Below are 19,461 nucleotides of genomic sequence, written 5' to 3' on the forward strand. Positions count from 1 at the left end.
ATCAGCGACTACGGAAGACAATGCGGCCTTTGCTCAGGTCGTACGGGGTCAGCTCAACAGTCACTTTGTCGCCCGTCAGGATGCGGATATAGTTTTTACGCATTTTACCGGAGATGTGTGCAGTAACCACGTGACCGTTTTCTAACTCTACGCGGAACATGGTATTAGGTAACGTATCGAGAACGGTACCCTGCATTTCAATATTGTCTTCTTTGGCCATCTAATCCTCTGGGGTATCACTACCGTAATTTGAACCGGCAAGATAATGCCGAAGTTCTTTTAATAAGTAAAGATTTGTGCGTTTAAAACACAGCAAATCGGGTTTGGCGCATTACTCTAACCGCACACGGCAAAGCCGCACTTAAAGCGTAACGTGTAAGGGAACGAGGAGATAAACGATAGGCGTTGCCTGGCGCGAACTGTTCCTTAACGGCGGCGGGGTAATGGGCTAAACCAACTCTGCGGCACAATTATAACACCCCGACAAAAAATGTGCCGAAAACATTCACCCCTGAGGCGAAAATAACGTCCTTGGTATCCAGAAATGGCTCGGTAGCCGCTGCTGACGCAGTATGCTCAGCTGCTCAAGGTACTCCCGCCGCGGGGTTTCGATGGCGCCCAGGGATGCTGTGTGGCTATTTAATACCTGGCAGTCGATTAATTTTCCGCCCTGACGGATAAATTCCGTGCAAAAAACAAGTAGTGCAGTCTTGGACGCATTTTCCTGACGACTGAACATTGATTCGCCACAAAACAGCGTACCTTGCGCCACGCCGTACATGCCGCCGACTAATTCATTTTGTCGCCATACTTCAATTGAATGCGCATGTCCCAGTTCGTGCAGACGATGGTAAGCGTCCACGACATCGTGTGTGATCCAGGTACCTTCTTCCCGATCGTTCGCACAGCCTTCAATCACCTGACCGAACGCGTAGTTGAGCGTCACACGATAAGGCGAATTTTTATGAAAGCGTTTCATGCTGCGACTGAGGTGAAAGTTCTCAGGCCAAAGAATGGCGCGCGGATCGGGTGACCACCACAGAATAGGGTCGCCGGGAGAAAACCACGGGAAAATACCGCGCTGGTAGGCCATCAACAGGCGGGCAGGGCTAAGATCGCCACCCAGCGCCAGTAGACCGTTAGGCTCGCGTAGAGCGCCTTCCGGTGATGGGAAGGCTATAGAATGGCGGGACAGTTGCACCAGGCGCATGACAGCGAAACTCCACTACGCGAGTTTGATCGTTCAATAATAGCTTACAGACGTTGCTTAAACTGGTAATAACGCCCCTGCCTGGCTAACAGATCTGCGTGATTACCTTGCTCAATAATTTGTCCGTTGTCCATCACTATTATTTGATCAAAACGCGACAATCCGCGCAGACGATGTGTGACCATCAGGACGGTTTTGTCCTGCATCACATCGCCAATTAATTCAAGCATTTGGCTTTCCGTTGTGGCATCAAGCCCTTCGGTAGGCTCGTCCAGCAGCATCAGCGGAGCATCGTGCAACAAGGCGCGGGCGATAGCCAGACGACGGAGTTCGCCGCCAGAAAGCTGACGACCACCTTCACCCAACCAGGCATTGAGTCCATCGCCATCAAGCAGTTTGTCCAGCCCGACGTGGCACAGGATCGCGGATAATGCTTCATCGCTGGCGTGCGGTGCTGCCAGCAGCAGGTTATCGCGAAGCGTAGCGCTGAACAGATGTACGCGCTGTGGCACGACGCTGATGATTTGACGCAGCGTGGCTTCATTCAGGGCTGAAAGCGGTCGATCGTTAATCAGGATTTCGCCACTCTGCGGATCCCATGCGCGGGTCAGCAATTGCAGCAATGTTGATTTTCCGCAGCCGGTGCGACCCAAAATAGCGATGTGCTCACCGGGTTTTGCCAGCAAGGAAAGGGTGTCGAGTGCTTTTTGCGTCTGCCCCGGATAGCTGAATGAAACCTCACGCAGGGTAAGGGTGAGCTGCTCAGAAACCGGAGATTGGGTATCCGGGAAGGTGACTTCTGGCTGCTGTTCGGTCAGTTCGGTGATGCGTAATGCAGAGGCGATAACCTGGCCGAGATGCTGAAACGCGCCGGTGACAGGCGCTAATGCCTCAAACGCAGCCAGCGCACAGAAGACGAACAGCGCAATTAGCGCGCCTGGCTGAGTGTTGCCGCCCACGCCGCCTGAGGCCATCCATAACATCATAATCACCGCCAGCGCGCCGATTAACAGCATGATAGCCTGCGACAGTGCCGTTAATTCGGACTGACGTCGCTGCGCTTCATGCCACTGCAATTCGGTGGCTTCCATTTGAGCGCGGTAGCGTTCGCTGGCGCCGAAGATGGTCAATTCAGCCTGGCCCTGCAGCCAGGAAGTTAACTGCTGACGATATTGCCCGCGCAGATGCGTCAGGCTTTGCCCGGTACTCTTGCCTGCCTGATAAAAGAGTGGGGGCAGAATGAATAAGGTCAGCAGCATAATCCCGCCGAGGGTGACCGCCAGCGTGAAATCGAGAACGCTCAGTCCCAGCGTGACCACCATGATGACGACAAATGCTCCCACCAGCGGAGACAGAACGCGTAAATAAAGGTGATCAAGCGTGTCGACATCAGCCACGACGCGGTTAAGTAATTCACCTTGTCCATAGCGGGACAGGCCAGCAGGGGAGAGCGGTAGCAGCTTGCTGAAGGTATAAATACGCAAATGTTGCAGCACACGGAACGTGGCGTCGTGGCTGACCAGACGCTCGAAATAACGGCCTGCGGTTCGGGTGATTGCCGCACCACGGACGCCTGCGGCGGGGAGCATGTAGTTAAAACTGTAAATTCCGGTGACGCCCACCACCGCGGAAGCAGACAGGAACCAACCTGAGAGCGTCAGCAAGCCAATACTTGCAAGCAGCGTAACGATCGCCAGAACGATGCCCAGCGTTAACATCCATTTGTGACGTTTGTACAGCGTCAGATAGGGTAGCAAAGCGCGCATTTAGATATCCTCCTGACGATGAGCCAGTAGTGTTGCAAAAGCACCGTTGGCAGCGCTAAGTTCATCCCAGCTACCTTGTTCAACGATCTGACTATCCTGCATGACCCAGATAGCGTCCCAGTCGGCAAGATCTTCAAGCTGGTGTGTCACCATCAGCGTGGTCTGGCGGCGCGATGCTGCGTTCAATGCCTGCATCACGCGTTGTTCACTGTGGGCATCAAGGCTGGCTGCGGGTTCGTCCAGCAGAAGCAACTGACACGGATTAAGTAAGGCGCGCGCCACGGCCACGCGCTGCGCTTGACCAACAGAAAGTCGGGCCGCCTGATCGCCGACTGGCGTATCTACGCCCTGCGGCAACAGCGGTAAAAACTCGCTCACCCAGGCACTGTCGAGTGCGGCCTGAAGCTGTTCTTCACTGGCATCGGGCCGTGCCAGCAGTACGTTATCGCGTAATGTGGCGGCAGGGAGCTGCGGGTTTTGCCCAACCCAGGACAGCTGTTTGCGCCAGGAATCAGGCGACAGGTCGCGTAGTTCAAAACCGTTAATCCGCAGCGACCCCTGATAAGAAAGAAAGCCGGACAGAACATTCAGCAGCGAACTTTTTCCGGAGCCGCTACGCCCCACCACCACCGTACGTTGACCTGCTGCCAGGGTAAAGTTGAGCGGCCCCGCAAGCACTTTGCCTTCCGGCGAGGTGATGACCAGATCTTGCGCCTCAATTGAAACGGCATCTTTCGTCGCCAGCTCAATCTCACCACGCTCAGGGTGCGCCAGCGGGGTTTCCATAAAGGTTTTCAGACTGTCTGCAGCTCCAACGGCTTGTGCTTTGGCGTGATAAAACGTCCCAAGATCGCGCAGGGGTTGGAAAAACTCCGGTGCCAGAATGAGCGCCAGGAAACCAGACGCCAGCGTGACGCCCATGCCGTAGTGACCGAAGTCGAGCTCGCCGAGGTAGGAAAAACCGAAGTAAACCGCAACCAGCGCAATAGACAGCGACGTAAAGAACTCAAGGACGCCAGATGACAGGAATGCCAGGCGCAGGACTTCCATGGTGCGCTGGCGGAAATCCTGTGATGCTGCGCGAATACTTTCTGTTTCGGCTTCACCGCGACCAAATATTCTCAGCGTTTCCATACCCCGAAGGCGATCGAGGAAATGACCGCTGAGGCGGGCAAGCGCCTGAAAGTTGCGGCGGTTAGCGTCGGCTGCGCCCATACCGACCATCGCCATAAACAACGGGATCAGCGGGGCGGTTCCGAGCAGAATAAGCGCGGCTACCCAGTTTGACGGAAATACGGCCGCCACAATCAACAGGGGAACGCATACGGCCAGCGCCATTTGCGGCAAATAACGCGCATAGTAATCATGCATATCGTCAATCTGCTCGAGGATCAGCGTAGCCCAGCTCCCGGCTGGTTTACCCTGTATCCAGGCCGGACCCGCCTGTTGCAGGCGATCCAGAACCTGGCGACGAATCTCAAAGCGAATATGTTGCCCGGCGTGAAACCCGACGCGTTCGCGTAACCAGACAACCCATGCGCGCAGGATGAAAACCAAAATCAGCACGATGAAAGGGAGCAGCAGCGCCTCTCGGGGGATGTTGCCCATGATCATATGGTCCAGAATTCGGGCCATGAGCCAGGCCTGAGCGACAATTAACAGGCCGCTCACGAATCCCAGCAGGCGTGAAATATTCAGCCACCGTTGGGAAATTACACTTTGCTGTTTTAACCAGCGGGTCAGCTCTTTTTGACGGGTTTTATTCATTGCACGCTTAGCAGGTGAGTTATTGGAATTTTTGGGCAGGACAATGTTACAACGAGGCAAAAATAAAGGCGACTTATAGTCGCCTTTTTTACTTTTGTTACTGATTTGTAAAACTTATTTGCAAGCGTCTGCCAGACCGTCGAGATAACGTTCTGCGTCAAGCGCAGCCATACAACCCGTGCCCGCAGAAGTGATCGCCTGGCGATAAATATGGTCCATCACGTCACCGGCTGCGAAGACGCCTGGAATGCTGGTTTGCGTCGCATTGCCGTGAATACCGGACTGAACTTTAATGTAGCCGTTTTCCAGTTCGAGCTGACCGTCGAAAATGGCGGTATTCGGGCTGTGACCGATGGCGACAAACAATCCCGCAACGTCTAGTGATTCGACGTTGTCAGCATTTTGCGTATCGCGCAGGCGCAATCCGGTTACGCCCATTTGATCGCCAGTCACTTCTTCCAGCGTACGGTGCGTATGCAGCACGATGTTGCCGTTTTCCACTTTATCCATCAAACGCTTGATAAGAATTTTCTCAGCACGGAAGCTGTCGCGACGGTGAATCAAATGTACTTCAGACGCGATATTCGCCAGATACAACGCTTCTTCAACAGCGGTATTACCGCCGCCGATCACCGCAACTTTTTGGTTACGGTAGAAGAAACCGTCGCAGGTGGCACAAGCGGAAACGCCGCGGCCTTTAAATGCTTCCTCTGAAGGTAAGCCCAGGTAACGTGCTGACGCGCCGGTGGCGATGATCAATGCGTCGCAGGTGTATTCACCGCTGTCGCCGGTCAGACGGAAAGGGCGGTTTTGCAAATCAACTTTGCTGATGTGATCAAAAATGATTTCTGTCTCAAATTTGGATGCATGTTCGTGCATACGTTCCATCAGCAGCGGGCCAGTAAGATCGTGCGGATCGCCAGGCCAGTTTTCCACTTCTGTTGTTGTGGTCAGCTGACCACCTTTTTCCATACCGGTAATCAGTACCGGTTGCAGGTTAGCGCGTGCAGCGTAGACCGCAGCGGTATATCCCGCAGGGCCTGAGCCCAGAATAAGAAGTTTACTGTGTTTGGTTGCGCCCATGAGATCCCCATAGTTGTTGGCAGGCAATGAGCAGGATTGTAGGGAATTTACAGGCGTAAAAAAAGAGTATGGCGATTTTGTTAACAATATGTGTAATAGCGGAAACCGATGAACGGCAGATTTAGTCGTAACACTATAACGATTTCTACTTAAAATCGGTCAGTTATAAGGTGATAAAATGACGAATTTCCATCACCGCGACTGAATAACTGGCATGTTGTACTAAAAATCGATGTTTTGCTTTGACAATCCCCTGCTGTTTTGCGAAAACATTCAAGGAAGAAAAAAACTGTGTCATGTATGTGCTGCATAATCATGCATGTAGATACCATGTTTACCGTGTTAGCGAAATCTACGCATGGTGTGGACAGATGCCATTCGTGATGTCGATAGCCGCCGACAGGCAACGGTCTTCTCACCATAAACCCAGACATTGCGAGCCGTAAATCCCTCTGGGTTGCGGTTTATTTTGATGGGGAGCGACTCTGAACAGTGATGTTAGTAGAGTCAGGCAGGAGTAGGGAAGGAATACAGAGAGACAATAATAATGGTAGATAGTAAGAAGCGCCCTGGCAAAGATCTCGACCGTATCGATCGTAACATTCTTAATGAGCTGCAAAAGGATGGGCGTATTTCTAACGTCGAGCTTTCTAAACGTGTGGGACTTTCACCAACGCCCTGCCTTGAGCGTGTGCGTCGGTTGGAAAGACAGGGTTTCATTCAGGGCTATACAGCGCTGTTAAACCCACATTATCTGGATGCATCACTTCTGGTTTTTGTTGAGATAACTCTGAATCGTGGCGCCCCGGATGTGTTTGAACAATTTAACTCTGCAGTACAAAAACTTGAAGAAATTCAAGAGTGTCATTTGGTTTCCGGTGATTTCGACTATTTGCTGAAAACACGCGTACCGGATATGTCAGCATACCGTAAGCTGCTGGGGGAAACCCTGCTGCGTCTGCCTGGCGTAAATGACACACGTACTTATGTAGTAATGGAAGAAGTCAAACAGAGCAATCGTCTGGTAATTAAGACGCGCTAACACGGAACAGGTGCAAAATCGACGCAGTTTGATTACACTCCTGTTAATCCATACAGCAACAGTGCCGGGGCAACCCGGTGCTGTTGTCCGTTTTAGCATCGGGCAGGAAAAGCCTGAAACCTGGAGAGCCGTTTTTGAGCCAGGAATACACTGAAGACAAAGACGTCACATTGACGAAGTTAAGCAGCGGGCGCCGACTTCTGGAAGCGCTACTGATCCTTATTGCCCTTTTTGCCGTCTGGTTGATGGCTGCCTTACTCAGCTTTAACCCTTCGGATCCCAGTTGGTCGCAAACCGCGTGGCATGAACCTATCCATAACCTGGGAGGCATTCCCGGTGCATGGCTGGCGGACACGCTGTTCTTTATTTTTGGCGTCATGGCCTACACCATTCCGGTCATTATTGTCGGCGGCTGCTGGTTTGCCTGGCGACATCAGGCCAGCGACGAATACGTCGATTATTTTGCCGTTTCACTGCGCATTATTGGCGTTCTGGCGCTGATTCTCACTTCTTGCGGGCTGGCCGCCATTAACGCTGATGACATCTGGTATTTCGCCTCTGGCGGGGTGATTGGCAGCCTGCTCAGCACTACGCTACAGCCATTACTGCATAGTAGTGGCGGTACACTTACGCTTTTGTGCATCTGGGCTGCGGGATTAACGCTGTTTACCGGCTGGTCATGGGTGAGCATTGCTGAAAAACTGGGCGGCTGGTTACTTAATATCCTGACATTTGCCAGCAACCGTACCCGCCGCGACGATACCTGGGTCGATGACGAAGAATATGAAGATGAAGAAGAGTTTGTCGACGCCGCTGATGGCAAACCAAACGAATCGCGTCGGGCTCGAATTCTGCGCGGTGCGTTAGCGCGCCGTAAACGCCTGGCTGAGAAATTTACCAATCCGCTGGGCCGTCATACTGATGCTGCGCTGTTCTCCGGCAAACGCATGGATGATGAAGACGACATCGAATACAGCGCCCGTGGCGTGGCCGCCGATCCGAACGATGTGCTGTTCTCTGGTAATCGGGCAACATTGCCTGAATACGACGAACTCGATCCACTGCTGAACGGTCATTCGGTGACAGAGCCAGTAGCCGCCGCAGCAGCAGCCACAACGGCATCTCAGGCCTGGAGCGCGCCGGTCGACCCGCTGTTGCAAACGTCGCCAGTTACCAGCACCGTTATGGAACAGTCGACGCCAGCCGTTGCCTGGCAATCCGCGCCTGGCCCGCAAGCCGGTGAGGCGGTTATTGCGCCAGCGCCTGAAGGTTATCCGCAGCCAGCCGAATATGCTCAGCCTGCGGTGCAGCAGCCGTATGAGCCATGGCAACAGCCGGTTGCACAGGAAAATCCACAGCCGGAATATTACGCGCCACAGACGCCTGAGCCGGTATATGCGCAATCCGTCGCGCCGCAGCCGCAGGAATTCACTGCGCAGCAAAACTGGCAGTCGGAACCTGTTTATCACCCGGAGCCTGTGCCGCAACCTGTCTATCAGCAGGAGCCAGACTTCCAACAGCCTTCTGCGTTCCAGCAACCTGTGGTTGAACAACCTTCCGTGGTGGAACCTGAGCCAGTCGTTGAGGAGACGAAACCGTCTCGTCCGCCGCTCTACTATTTTGAAGAAGTCGAAGAGAAACGAGCGCGCGAGCGTGAGCAGTTGGCCGCCTGGTATCAGCCTATTCCAGAACCCGTTCAGGAGCCTGAGCGTGTTAAGCCGTCTATGCCATCTATGCCGACGGCAGCCTCCATTCCGCCCGTTGAGTCTGTTGCTGCCGTTGCGCCGATGGCTGCCGGCGTGAAAAGCGCCGCTTTGGGGGCAGGTGCCGCAGCCGCAGCACCTGTCTTTAGCCTTGCGGGTGGCGGTGCGCCGCGTCCGCAGGTAAAAGAAGGCATTGGCCCGCAGTTACCGCGTCCGAATCGTGTGCGTGTGCCTACTCGTCGTGAGCTGGCTTCATATGGCATAAAACTGCCCTCACAGCGTATGGCTGAAGAGAAAGCTCGCGAAGAGCAGCTTGATACAGATGCGTACAGTGACGATGAAATGGATGCAATGCAGCAGGACGAGCTGGCACGTCAGTTTGCCCAGTCTCAGCAGCATCGTTATGGCGAAGAGTATCAGGACGATACCCACCAGGCTGATGACGATGATTCAGCCGCAGAAGCGGAACTGGCTCGCCAGTTTGCCTCTTCCCAGCAGCAGCGCTATTCCGGCGAACAGCCTGCCGGGGCGAATCCGTTCTCGCTTGATGACTTTGAATTTTCGCCAATGAAAACGCTGGTGGATGACGGTCCGCATGAGCCGCTGTTTACGCCAGGCGTGATGCCGGAGCCTGCGCCGCAGTACCAGGAACCTGTCGCACCGCAGCAGCATTACCAGCAGCCGGCACAGCCTGTCGCGCCGCAGCAGCATTACCAGCAACCGGCACAGCCTGTCGCGCCGCAGCAGCATTACCAGCAGCCGGTACAGTCAGTTGCACCACCGCAGCATTATCAGCAACCGGCACAGCCTGTCGCGCCGCAGCAGCATTATCAGCAGCCGGCACAGCCTGTTACACCGCCGCCGCAGGATAGCCTGATCCATCCACTGTTGATGCGTAACGGCGACAGTCGTCCGGTTCAGCGTCCGAGTACGCCGCTGCCATCGTTAGATCTGCTCACGCCGCCGCCGAGTGAAGTTGAGCCGATTGATACTTTTGCACTTGAACAAATGGCGCGTCTGGTAGAAGCGCGTCTGGCGGACTTCCGTATTAAAGCCGATGTAGTGAACTACTCTCCTGGCCCGGTTATCACCCGCTTTGAGCTAAACCTGGCGCCAGGGGTTAAAGCCGCGCGCATTTCCAACCTGTCGCGAGATCTGGCGCGTTCGTTGTCAACTGCTGCGGTTCGCGTGGTCGAGGTTATTCCTGGCAAACCGTATGTCGGTCTGGAATTACCGAACAAAAAACGGCAAACCGTTTATCTGCGCGAAGTGTTAGATAACGCGAAATTCCGTGATAACTCGTCTCCGTTGACTGTGGTATTGGGTAAAGATATTGCGGGCGAACCGGTTGTTGCCGATCTGGCGAAAATGCCGCACCTGTTGGTGGCAGGGACTACTGGTTCCGGTAAGTCGGTTGGGGTGAACGCCATGATCCTCAGCATGCTGTACAAAGCGCAGCCAGAAGACGTTCGCTTTATCATGATTGACCCGAAAATGCTGGAGCTGTCGGTTTATGAAGGCATTCCGCATCTGTTGACTGAAGTTGTGACCGACATGAAAGATGCTGCCAACGCGCTGCGCTGGAGCGTCAATGAAATGGAACGTCGCTACAAGCTGATGTCGGCGCTTGGCGTACGTAACCTTGCCGGTTATAACGAGAAAATCGCTGAAGCAGCCCGTATGGGACGTCCGATTCCGGACCCATACTGGAAGCCAGGCGACAGCATGGATGTTCAGCATCCGGTGCTGGAAAAACTGCCGTATATCGTGGTGCTGGTGGATGAATTCGCCGACCTGATGATGACCGTTGGCAAAAAGGTGGAAGAACTGATTGCTCGTCTGGCGCAAAAAGCGCGTGCGGCGGGGATCCACCTGGTGCTGGCAACCCAGCGACCATCCGTTGACGTCATTACCGGTCTGATTAAAGCGAACATCCCGACGCGTATTGCCTTTACCGTGTCCAGCAAAATTGACTCACGTACTATTCTTGACCAAGGCGGCGCGGAATCGCTGTTGGGTATGGGCGACATGCTCTATTCGGCACCGAACTCGACGATTCCTGTGCGTGTACACGGCGCCTTTGTTCGTGATGAAGAAGTTCACGCGGTGGTTCAGGACTGGAAAGCGCGCGGGCGTCCGCAATATGTTGACGGTATTACCTCTGATAGCGAAAGCGAAGGTGGTGCTGGAGGCTTTGATGGTGGCGAAGAGTTAGATCCATTGTTCGATCAGGCGGTGAACTTTGTTACCCAAAAACGCAAAGCTTCCATCTCTGGTGTTCAACGACAATTCCGTATCGGCTACAACCGAGCGGCACGCATCATCGAACAGATGGAAGCGCAGGGAATTGTCAGTGAGCAAGGGCATAATGGTAATCGTGAAGTGTTGGCTCCGCCGCCCTTCGATTGATTGCAAAGTTAAGTAATTCAGTATTTTCTACTTTCCTCATGCTGATTTTTGGCCTGAAATGGATAGCAGAGGGATCTCCCCGTTGGGAGTGACGTATTTTGAGGAATAACGATGAAAAGAATCGCAATCACCTGTGCATTACTGTCGAGCTTTGTGGTCAGCAGCGTCTGGGCTGACGCTGCCAGCGACCTGAAAAGCCGCCTGGATAAAGTCAGTAGCTTCCATGCCAGCTTTACGCAGAAGGTTACGGACGGTAGCGGTGCGGCAGTGCAGGAGGGTCAGGGTGATTTATGGGTTAAACGTCCTAATCTGTTTAACTGGCACATGACGCAGCCTGACGAGAGCATCCTGGTCTCCGATGGTAAAACGCTGTGGTTCTTTAACCCGTTTGTTGAACAAGCTACTGCGACCTGGCTGAAAGACGCCACCGGCAACACGCCATTCATGCTGATTGCACGTAACCAGGCCAGCGACTGGCAGCAGTACAACATTAAGCAAAACGGCGATGATTTTGTGCTGACGCCGAAAACCAGCAACGGTAACCTGAAACAGTTTACGATCAATGTTGGGCGCGACGGGACGATCCATCAGTTTAGCGCCGTTGAGCAAGACGATCAGCGCAGCAGTTATCAGCTGAAATCGCAGCAGAATGGCGCGATTGAACCATCGAAATTCACCTTTACCCCGCCGCAAGGTGTAACGGTTGACGATCAACGTAAGTAGAGGCGTGTGAGTGAGCAATCTGTCGCTCGACTTTTCTGATAATACTTTTCAGCCACTGGCCGCGCGTATGCGGCCAGAAAATTTAGCGCAGTATATCGGCCAGCAGCATCTGCTGGCTACGGGTAAGCCTTTGCCGCGTGCCATCGAGGCCGGGCACCTGCACTCCATGATTTTATGGGGACCACCGGGAACGGGTAAGACCACCCTTGCCGAAGTCATTGCCCGTTACGCTAATGCCGATGTTGAACGAATTTCGGCTGTCACCTCTGGTGTGAAAGAAATTCGTGAAGCGATTGAGCGTGCGCGTCAGAACCGTAACGCTGGCCGACGCACAATATTGTTTGTGGACGAAGTCCATCGCTTTAATAAAAGCCAGCAGGATGCGTTTTTACCGCATATTGAAGACGGTACAATTACGTTTATTGGCGCTACCACCGAAAACCCCTCGTTTGAACTGAATTCGGCACTGCTGTCGCGGGCACGCGTTTATTTGCTGAAATCGTTAACCACCGACGATATTGAACAAGTACTGGATCAGGCGATGGCTGATAAAGCGCGGGGTTACGGTGGTCAGGATATTGTTCTGCCACAAGAGACGCGTCGGGCGATTGCTGAACTGGTTAATGGTGATGCGCGGCGGGCGCTGAATACGCTGGAAATGATGGCCGATATGGCCGAAGTTGATGATTCCGGCAAGCGCATATTGAAAGCGGAATTGCTGACCGAAATTGCCGGTGAACGCAGCGCGCGCTTTGATAATAAAGGCGATCGCTTTTACGATCTCATCTCAGCCTTACACAAGTCGGTACGTGGTAGCGCGCCGGATGCGGCGCTCTACTGGTATGCGCGAATCATTACCGCTGGCGGCGATCCGTTGTACGTTGCCCGTCGCTGCCTTGCGATTGCCTCTGAAGATGTGGGCAACGCAGATCCGCGCGCTATGCAGGTGGCGATTTCCGCGTGGGATTGTTTCACTCGCGTGGGACCCGCAGAAGGCGAACGGGCAATTGCTCAGGCGATTGTTTATCTGGCCTGTGCGCCGAAGAGTAACGCGGTTTACACCGCCTTCAAGGCCGCACTGGCCGATGCCCGTGAACGTCCGGATTACGACGTTCCCGTTCACCTGCGCAATGCGCCGACCAAGCTGATGAAAGAGATGGGCTACGGTCAGGAGTATCGTTACGCACATGATGAACCAAATGCCTATGCCGCCGGAGAAGAGTACTTCCCCCAGGAAATGGCACAAACGCGCTATTATCGCCCCACAAACAGAGGTCTTGAAGGCAAGATTGGCGAAAAGCTCGCCTGGCTCGCCGGACAGGATCAAAATAGCCCTATAAAACGCTACCGTTAGTGTTATCGTTGCGGTAATGTTGTCTCTGTATCCCTGTGACCGCAGGCTGTGGTCACTTTTCCCATTTTAATTCGATAAGCACAGGATAAGCATGCTCGATCCCAATCTGCTGCGTAATGAGCCAGACGCAGTCGCAGAAAAACTGGCAAGCCGGGGCTTTAAGCTGGATGTAGATAAGCTGCGCGCTCTTGAAGAGCGTCGTAAAGTTCTGCAGGTACAAACTGAAAACCTGCAGGCAGAGCGTAACTCTCGATCGAAATCCATTGGCCAGGCAAAAGCGCGCGGGGAAGATATCGAGTCTTTACGTCTGGAAGTGAACAAACTGGGCGAAGAGCTGGATGCCGCGAAAGCTGAACTTGATACCTTACAGGCCGAGATCCGCGACATTGCGCTGACCATTCCGAACCTGCCAGCGGATGAAGTTCCGGTGGGTAAAGATGAAAATGACAACGTCGAAGTCAGCCGCTGGGGTACACCGCGTGAGTTTGATTTCGAAGTTCGCGATCACGTTACCCTGGGTGAAATGCACACGGGTCTTGATTTCGCCGCTGCGGTGAAGCTGACCGGCTCTCGTTTCGTGGTCATGAAGGGGCAGATCGCACGTATGCATCGTGCGCTGTCTCAGTTCATGCTGGATCTGCATACCGAACAGCATGGTTACAGTGAAAACTATGTTCCGTATCTGGTTAACCATGACACGCTGTACGGTACAGGCCAACTGCCGAAATTCGCTGGCGATCTGTTCCATACCCGTCCGCTGGACGAAGAAGCTGACAGCAGTAACTACGCGCTGATCCCAACTGCCGAAGTTCCGCTGACCAACCTGGTGCGTGACGAAATCATTGACGAAGATGCGCTACCGATCAAAATGACTGCGCATACGCCGTGCTTCCGTTCTGAAGCTGGCTCTTACGGTCGTGATACCCGCGGTCTGATCCGTATGCACCAGTTCGATAAAGTTGAGATGGTGCAGATTGTTCGTCCGGAAGATTCAATGGACGCGCTGGAAGAGATGACCGGCCACGCCGAGAAGGTTCTTCAGCTTCTGGGTCTGCCGTACCGTAAGATCATTCTGTGCACCGGCGACATGGGCTTCGGCGCATGCAAAACCTACGATCTGGAAGTGTGGATCCCGGCGCAGAATACCTATCGTGAAATCTCTTCCTGCTCCAACGTGTGGGATTTCCAGGCCCGTCGCATGCAAGCGCGTTGCCGCAGCAAATCCGACAAAAAGACCCGTCTGGTGCATACGCTGAACGGTTCCGGTCTGGCAGTTGGACGTACGCTGGTGGCGGTAATGGAAAACTATCAGCAGGCAGATGGCCGCATTCAGGTTCCGGAAGTATTACGTCCGTACATGAATGGCCTGGAATTCATCGGCTAAGCTACCTTTTCTATGCGAAAAAGCGCCTTAGGGCGCTTTTTTTATGCCCGTTTGACGTCGGACAATAACCACTACCCACATAGGAGTAATACTGCCTTCGAATGAAAGTCAGTATCTACCAGTCTGTATATTAATACTAGCGATATATAAAAATATATACAACGAGTATTTATTGTTGGTTTATTGTGAGCAGCAGAGTGAGCCCCTATGAAAACTAAGATCCCCGATGCCGTGCTGGCAGCTGAGGTTAGTCGCCGCGGTTTGGTAAAAACGACGGCGATAGGCGGACTGGCGGTGGCCAGTAGCGCGTTTACCCTGCCATTTACCCGTATTGCCAATGCCGCCGAAGCCATTAATCCCACGCAGCGCAATGAGAAAGTCATCTGGAGCGCGTGTACGGTAAACTGCGGTAGCCGCTGTCCACTGCGGATGCATGTGGTAGACGGTGAAATAAAGTATGTCGAAACCGACAACACTGGCGATGACAACTATGACGGTCTGCACCAGGTGCGAGCTTGTCTGCGTGGTCGCTCGATGCGTCGTCGCGTTTATAATCCCGATCGTCTGAAATACCCGATGAAACGCGTCGGCAAGCGTGGCGAAGGCAAATTTGAGCGCATCAGTTGGGATGAGGCGTACGAGATTATTGCCAGCAACATGCAGCGTCTGATTAAAGACTATGGTAACGAATCTATCTATCTGAACTACGGCACCGGCACGCTGGGTGGCACCCTGACGCGCTCCTGGCCGCCGGGTAAAACCCTGGTAGCACGTCTGATGAACTGCTGTGGTGGTTACCTGAATCACTACGGGGACTACTCTTCGGCACAAATCGCTGCCGGGTTGAACTACACCTACGGCGGCTGGGCCGACGGTAACAGTCCGTCCGACATTGAAAACAGCAAGCTGGTTGTTTTGTTTGGTAATAACCCTGGCGAAACCCGTATGAGCGGGGGCGGGGTAACCTATTACCTTGAACAGGCGCGACAGAAATCCAATGCCCGGATGATTATTATCGATCCCCGCTATACCGATACCGGCGCGGGGCGTGAAGATGAATGGATCCCGATCCGTCCTGGTACAGATGCGGCGTTGGTTAATGGTCTGGCGTATGTCCTGATCACCGAAAACCTGGTGGACCAGGCGTTTCTCGACAAATACTGCGTGGGTTACGACGAGAAAACCTTGCCAGCTGACGCGCCGAAGAATGGCCACTATAAGGCGTATATTCTTGGTCAGGGGACTGACGGTGTTGCCAAGACCCCGGAATGGGCGGCACAGATTACCGGTATTCCCGCGGACCGTATCATCAAACTGGCGCGCGAAATTGGCAGCGCTAAACCGGCATACATCAGCCAGGGGTGGGGGCCGCAGCGTCATGCTAACGGTGAAATAGCGACCCGTGCTATTTCTATGCTGGCCATTCTGACCGGTAATGTTGGCATCAATGGCGGCAACAGCGGTGCGCGTGAAGGCTCTTACAGTCTGCCGTTTGAGCGTATGCCCACGCTGGAAAACCCTGTTGAAACCAGCATCTCAATGTTTATGTGGACGGACGCTATTGAGCGTGGTCCGGAGATGACGGCGCTGCGTGACGGCGTTCGCGGCAAAGATAAGCTTGATGTTCCGATTAAAATGATTTGGAACTATGCTGGTAACTGCTTGATTAACCAGCACTCTGATATTAACCGCACGCACGAAATCCTGCAGGATGACAAGAAGTGCGAGATGATTGTTGTCATCGACTGCCATATGACCTCCTCAGCGAAATATGCGGATATTTTGCTGCCAGACTGTACCGCTTCCGAACAGATGGACTTCGCGCTGGATGCGTCCTGCGGAAACATGTCCTATGTGATTTTCACCGATCAGGCGATCAAACCACGTTTCGAATGCAAGACTATCTACCAGATGACCAGCGAGCTGGCGAAACGCCTTGGCGTCGAGCAGCAGTTTACCGAAGGTCGTTCTCAGGAAGAGTGGATGCGTCATCTGTATGAGCAGTCGCGCAAAGCCATTCCTGAATTGCCTGGGTTTGAAGAGTTCCGTAAACAAGGCATCTTTAAGCAGCGAGATCCTGAGGGGCATCATGTGGCGTACAAAGCGTTCCGTGAGGATCCCAAAGCCAACCCGCTCACCACGCCGTCGGGTAAGATCGAAATTTATTCGCAGCAGCTTGCCGGGATCGCGGCAACCTGGGAACTGCCGGAAGGAGATGTGATCGATCCATTGCCGATTTATACCCCTGGCTTTGAAAGCTTAGGTGATCCGCTAGTGGAGAAATTCCCGCTGCAACTGACCGGCTTCCACTACAAATCTCGCGTCCACTCGACCTATGGCAACGTAGATGTTCTGAAAGCATCCTGCCGCCAGGAAATGTGGATCAATCCGTTGGATGCGCAGCGACGTGGCATTAACAACGGCGACAAGGTACGCATCTTTAACGATCGTGGCGAGGTGCATATCGAAGCGAAAGTGACGCCGCGTATGATGCCCGGCGTGGTGGCATTAGGCGAAGGGGCCTGGTACGACCCGGACACGAAGCGTGTGGATCAGGGCGGCTGTATTAACGTCCTGACGACTCAGCGTCCTTCTCCTCTCGCGAAGGGGAATCCGTCACATACGAACCTTGTTCAGGTTGAAAAGGTGTAAGGAGTAACCGATGACAACCCAGTATGGATTTTTTATTGATTCCAGCCGTTGCACCGGTTGCAAAACCTGCGAACTGGCCTGCAAAGACTTCAAAAATTTAACCCCGGATGTCAGTTTTCGCCGCATTTACGAGTACGCGGGTGGCGACTGGCAAGAAGACAATGGTGTCTGGCACCAAAACGTTTTTGCCTATTACCTCTCTATTGCCTGTAACCACTGTGAAGACCCGGCCTGCACCAAGGTATGTCCGAGCGGCGCGATGCACAAACGTGAAGATGGCTTTGTCGTCGTGGATGAAGACGTGTGCATTGGTTGTCGGTATTGTCACATGGCCTGTCCTTACGGTGCGCCCCAGTACAATGCGGAAAAAGGACATATGACCAAATGCGATGGCTGCCATGAGCGCGTCGCTGAAGGTAAGAAACCTATCTGCGTCGAGTCCTGCCCACTGCGTGCGTTGGATTTCGGTCCGATTGACGAACTGCGCAAAAAACACGGTACTCTGGCCGCTGTTGCGCCACTCCCGGGCGCGCACTTCACCAAACCGAGCATTGTCATCAAACCTAACGCCAATAGCCGCCCGACCGGGGATACCACGGGTTATCTGGCCAATCCGAAGGAGGTGTAAGATGGGAAGTGGATGGCATGAATGGCCGCTGATGATCTTTACGGTCTTCGGACAGTGTGTGGTTGGTGGCTTTATCGTTCTGGCATTGGCGTTAATGAAAGGGGACTTACGTCCTGAATTGCAGCAGCGGGTAATCGCCTGCATGTTCGGGCTGTGGGTACTGATGGGCATTGGCTTTATTGCTTCTATGCTTCACCTGGGCTCGCCGATGCGTGCCTTTAACTCGCTCAATCGCGTAGGCGCTTCTGCGCTGAGCAATGAAATCGCCAGCGGTTCAGTGTTCTTTGCCATTGGCGGCATCGGTTGGCTGCTGGCGATGTTGAAAAAAATGCCGCCCGCATTACGCAATCTGTGGTTAGTTGTCACCATGGTACTGGGCGTCATTTTTGTCTGGATGATGGTGCGTGTGTATAACACCATTGATACCGTGCCGACCTGGTACAGTGTCTGGACGCCGCTGGGTTTCTTCCTGACGCTGTTTATGGGCGGTCCGCTGCTGGGATATCTGCTATTGAGAATTGCCGGTATTGACGGTTGGGCGATGCGTCTGCTGCCAGCCATTTCAGTGCTTGCTCTGGTCGTGAGCGCCATTATGTCTGTAATGCAGGGTGCCGAACTGGCGACGATCCACAGTTCGATTCAACAGGCGTCTGCGCTGGTTCCGGATTATGGCTCGCTGATGGCCTGGCGGATCGTGGCACTGGCGTTAGCGCTGTGCTGCTGGATTGTACCGCAAGTCAAAGGTTACCAACCCGCAATACCACTGCTTTCCGTCGCGTTTATTCTGCTGATAGTCGGCGAGCTGATTGGTCGTGGCGTGTTCTATGGCCTGCATATGACCGTCGGTATGGCGGTTGCAAGCTAATCCATAATATGCCGGATGGCGGCTCGTGCCTTCTCCGGCCTACAGAACAGTAGGCCTTCACGCTGCTTGTCATCCGGCATTATGTCACGCCAGGTTTTTCGCCCCGGTTTTTTACTTCTGTTTGGTCAACGTGTCGTAACTGGTCATCAGATTGCGATAATCTGGAATGTGATTAGAGAACAACGTCGCCAGCCCTTCGATATCGTTACGCCAGTCGCGGTGCAGCTCACACGCGACGCCGAACCACGTCATCAATTGCGCACCAGCCTGCGACATCCGATCCCATGCTGAATGGCGGGTGATTTCGTTAAATGTACCCGAAGCATCCGTGACGACAAAGACGTCAAACCCTTCTTCTATTGCGGATAGCGCAGGGAAGGCGACGCAAACTTCCGTCACGACACCGGCGATAATCAGCTGCTTTTTGCCGGTCTCTTTTACTGCTTTCACGAAATCTTCGTTATCCCACGCGTTGATGTTTCCCGGGCGAGCAATATAGGGCGCATCGGGAAACTGAGCTTTCAGTTCCGGTACCAGCGGTCCGTTCGGCCCTGTTTCAAAACTGGTGGTCAGGATAGTCGGGAGTTTGAAGTACTTTGCCAAATCACCCAGGGCAAGCACGTTATTCTTGAATTTATCGGGATCGATATCCCGAACCAGAGAGAGCAAGCCAGCCTGATGATCGACCAGCAATACTGCCGCATTATCTTTATCAAGTCTTACGTAAGGTTTAGTCATGATATTTCTCCTGTTCGGCATCGGTGCGGGAAATTTGATGAGTTTAAGTCTGGGGAAAGAACGGTATCCGGACTGGAAGTATAAATAAGAACTTACTGTTCTATGTCGAAGACAATACCGCTCTGCATCTCGCATAG

14 protein-coding genes and 1 pseudogene are annotated in these 19,461 nt (G+C 53.5%); 8 read left to right on the top strand and 7 right to left on the bottom strand.

All coding sequences use genetic code 11. The annotated features are described in order from the left end of the window. Position 1: 1 nt before the first annotated feature. From infA to trxB, 6 genes and pseudogenes are all read right to left on the bottom strand, one after another. Positions 2 to 220 (bottom strand): translation initiation factor IF-1, encoded by a 219-nt coding sequence (gene infA / locus FHD02_RS09265; RefSeq protein WP_002211347.1) that lies wholly within the window; start codon positions 218 to 220, stop codon positions 2 to 4. Beyond that, a pseudogene (locus FHD02_RS09270) lies at positions 148 to 505 on the bottom strand (hypothetical protein). The gene infA and the pseudogene FHD02_RS09270 overlap by 73 nt, the downstream one beginning before the upstream one ends. Continuing rightward, positions 506 to 1,210: a leucyl/phenylalanyl-tRNA--protein transferase gene (gene aat, locus FHD02_RS09275; RefSeq protein ID WP_042309498.1), complete on the bottom strand. Its 705-nt coding sequence runs from the start codon at positions 1,208 to 1,210 to the stop codon at positions 506 to 508. 44 nt (positions 1,211 to 1,254) lie between these two features. Then, positions 1,255 to 2,976, bottom strand: coding sequence for a cysteine/glutathione ABC transporter ATP-binding protein/permease CydC (cydC, locus tag FHD02_RS09280; RefSeq protein ID WP_220393822.1), 1,722 nt, complete (start codon positions 2,974 to 2,976; stop codon positions 1,255 to 1,257). Then, positions 2,977 to 4,743, bottom strand: coding sequence for a cysteine/glutathione ABC transporter permease/ATP-binding protein CydD (gene cydD, locus FHD02_RS09285; protein ID WP_137371314.1), 1,767 nt, complete (start codon positions 4,741 to 4,743; stop codon positions 2,977 to 2,979). A 114-nt stretch (positions 4,744 to 4,857) separates the two neighbouring features. Further along, on the bottom strand, positions 4,858 to 5,826 hold the full coding sequence (gene trxB / locus FHD02_RS09290; protein WP_137359925.1) for a thioredoxin-disulfide reductase: 969 nt from the start codon (positions 5,824 to 5,826) through the stop codon (positions 4,858 to 4,860). Positions 5,827 to 6,373: 547 nt separating this feature from the next. On the opposite strand from trxB, the gene lrp reads away from it, so the two are divergent. The 8 genes from lrp to FHD02_RS09330 all read left to right on the top strand — a co-directional run bounded on the left by lrp (position 6,374) and on the right by FHD02_RS09330 (position 18,586). Then, the gene (gene lrp / locus FHD02_RS09295; protein WP_002439523.1) at positions 6,374 to 6,868 is read left to right on the top strand and encodes a leucine-responsive transcriptional regulator Lrp; all 495 of its coding nucleotides are present in this window, start codon (positions 6,374 to 6,376) and stop codon (positions 6,866 to 6,868) included. Between the two features lie 134 nt (positions 6,869 to 7,002). After that, the gene (gene ftsK, locus FHD02_RS09300) at positions 7,003 to 10,980 is read left to right on the top strand and encodes a DNA translocase FtsK (protein WP_220393823.1); all 3,978 of its coding nucleotides are present in this window, start codon (positions 7,003 to 7,005) and stop codon (positions 10,978 to 10,980) included. A gap of 111 nt (positions 10,981 to 11,091) precedes the next feature. Further along, positions 11,092 to 11,703 (top strand): outer membrane lipoprotein chaperone LolA, encoded by a 612-nt coding sequence (gene lolA, locus FHD02_RS09305; RefSeq protein ID WP_085049191.1) that lies wholly within the window; start codon positions 11,092 to 11,094, stop codon positions 11,701 to 11,703. Positions 11,704 to 11,713: 10 nt separating this feature from the next. Further along, a complete protein-coding gene (gene rarA / locus FHD02_RS09310; RefSeq protein WP_137349295.1) occupies positions 11,714 to 13,057 on the top strand; it encodes a replication-associated recombination protein RarA in 1,344 nt (447 codons plus the stop codon). Between the two features lie 91 nt (positions 13,058 to 13,148). After that, positions 13,149 to 14,441: a serine--tRNA ligase gene (serS, locus tag FHD02_RS09315; RefSeq protein ID WP_003836908.1), complete on the top strand. Its 1,293-nt coding sequence runs from the start codon at positions 13,149 to 13,151 to the stop codon at positions 14,439 to 14,441. Between the two features lie 207 nt (positions 14,442 to 14,648). Beyond that, positions 14,649 to 17,093 carry a dimethylsulfoxide reductase subunit A gene (gene dmsA / locus FHD02_RS09320; RefSeq protein ID WP_137359927.1) on the top strand — a complete coding sequence of 815 codons (2,445 nt, stop codon included), beginning with the start codon at positions 14,649 to 14,651 and terminating at the stop codon, positions 17,091 to 17,093. 10 nt (positions 17,094 to 17,103) lie between these two features. Next, complete coding sequence (locus FHD02_RS09325) at positions 17,104 to 17,721, top strand: DMSO/selenate family reductase complex B subunit (RefSeq protein WP_038639290.1); 618 nt, start codon at positions 17,104 to 17,106, stop codon at positions 17,719 to 17,721. Position 17,722: 1 nt separating this feature from the next. Further along, entirely contained in the window at positions 17,723 to 18,586 is an 864-nt protein-coding gene (locus tag FHD02_RS09330) for a dimethyl sulfoxide reductase anchor subunit family protein (RefSeq protein WP_137359928.1), read from the top strand. A gap of 111 nt (positions 18,587 to 18,697) precedes the next feature. On the opposite strand, the gene ycaC is transcribed toward FHD02_RS09330, so the two are convergent. Then, positions 18,698 to 19,324 carry an isochorismate family cysteine hydrolase YcaC gene (ycaC, locus tag FHD02_RS09335; protein WP_137359929.1) on the bottom strand — a complete coding sequence of 209 codons (627 nt, stop codon included), beginning with the start codon at positions 19,322 to 19,324 and terminating at the stop codon, positions 18,698 to 18,700. Between the last annotated feature and the right edge of the window lie 137 nt (positions 19,325 to 19,461).

It is taken from the genome of Citrobacter sp. EC_71 (genome assembly GCF_019584005.1).
Taxonomy (GTDB): domain Bacteria; phylum Pseudomonadota; class Gammaproteobacteria; order Enterobacterales; family Enterobacteriaceae; genus Citrobacter; species Citrobacter werkmanii.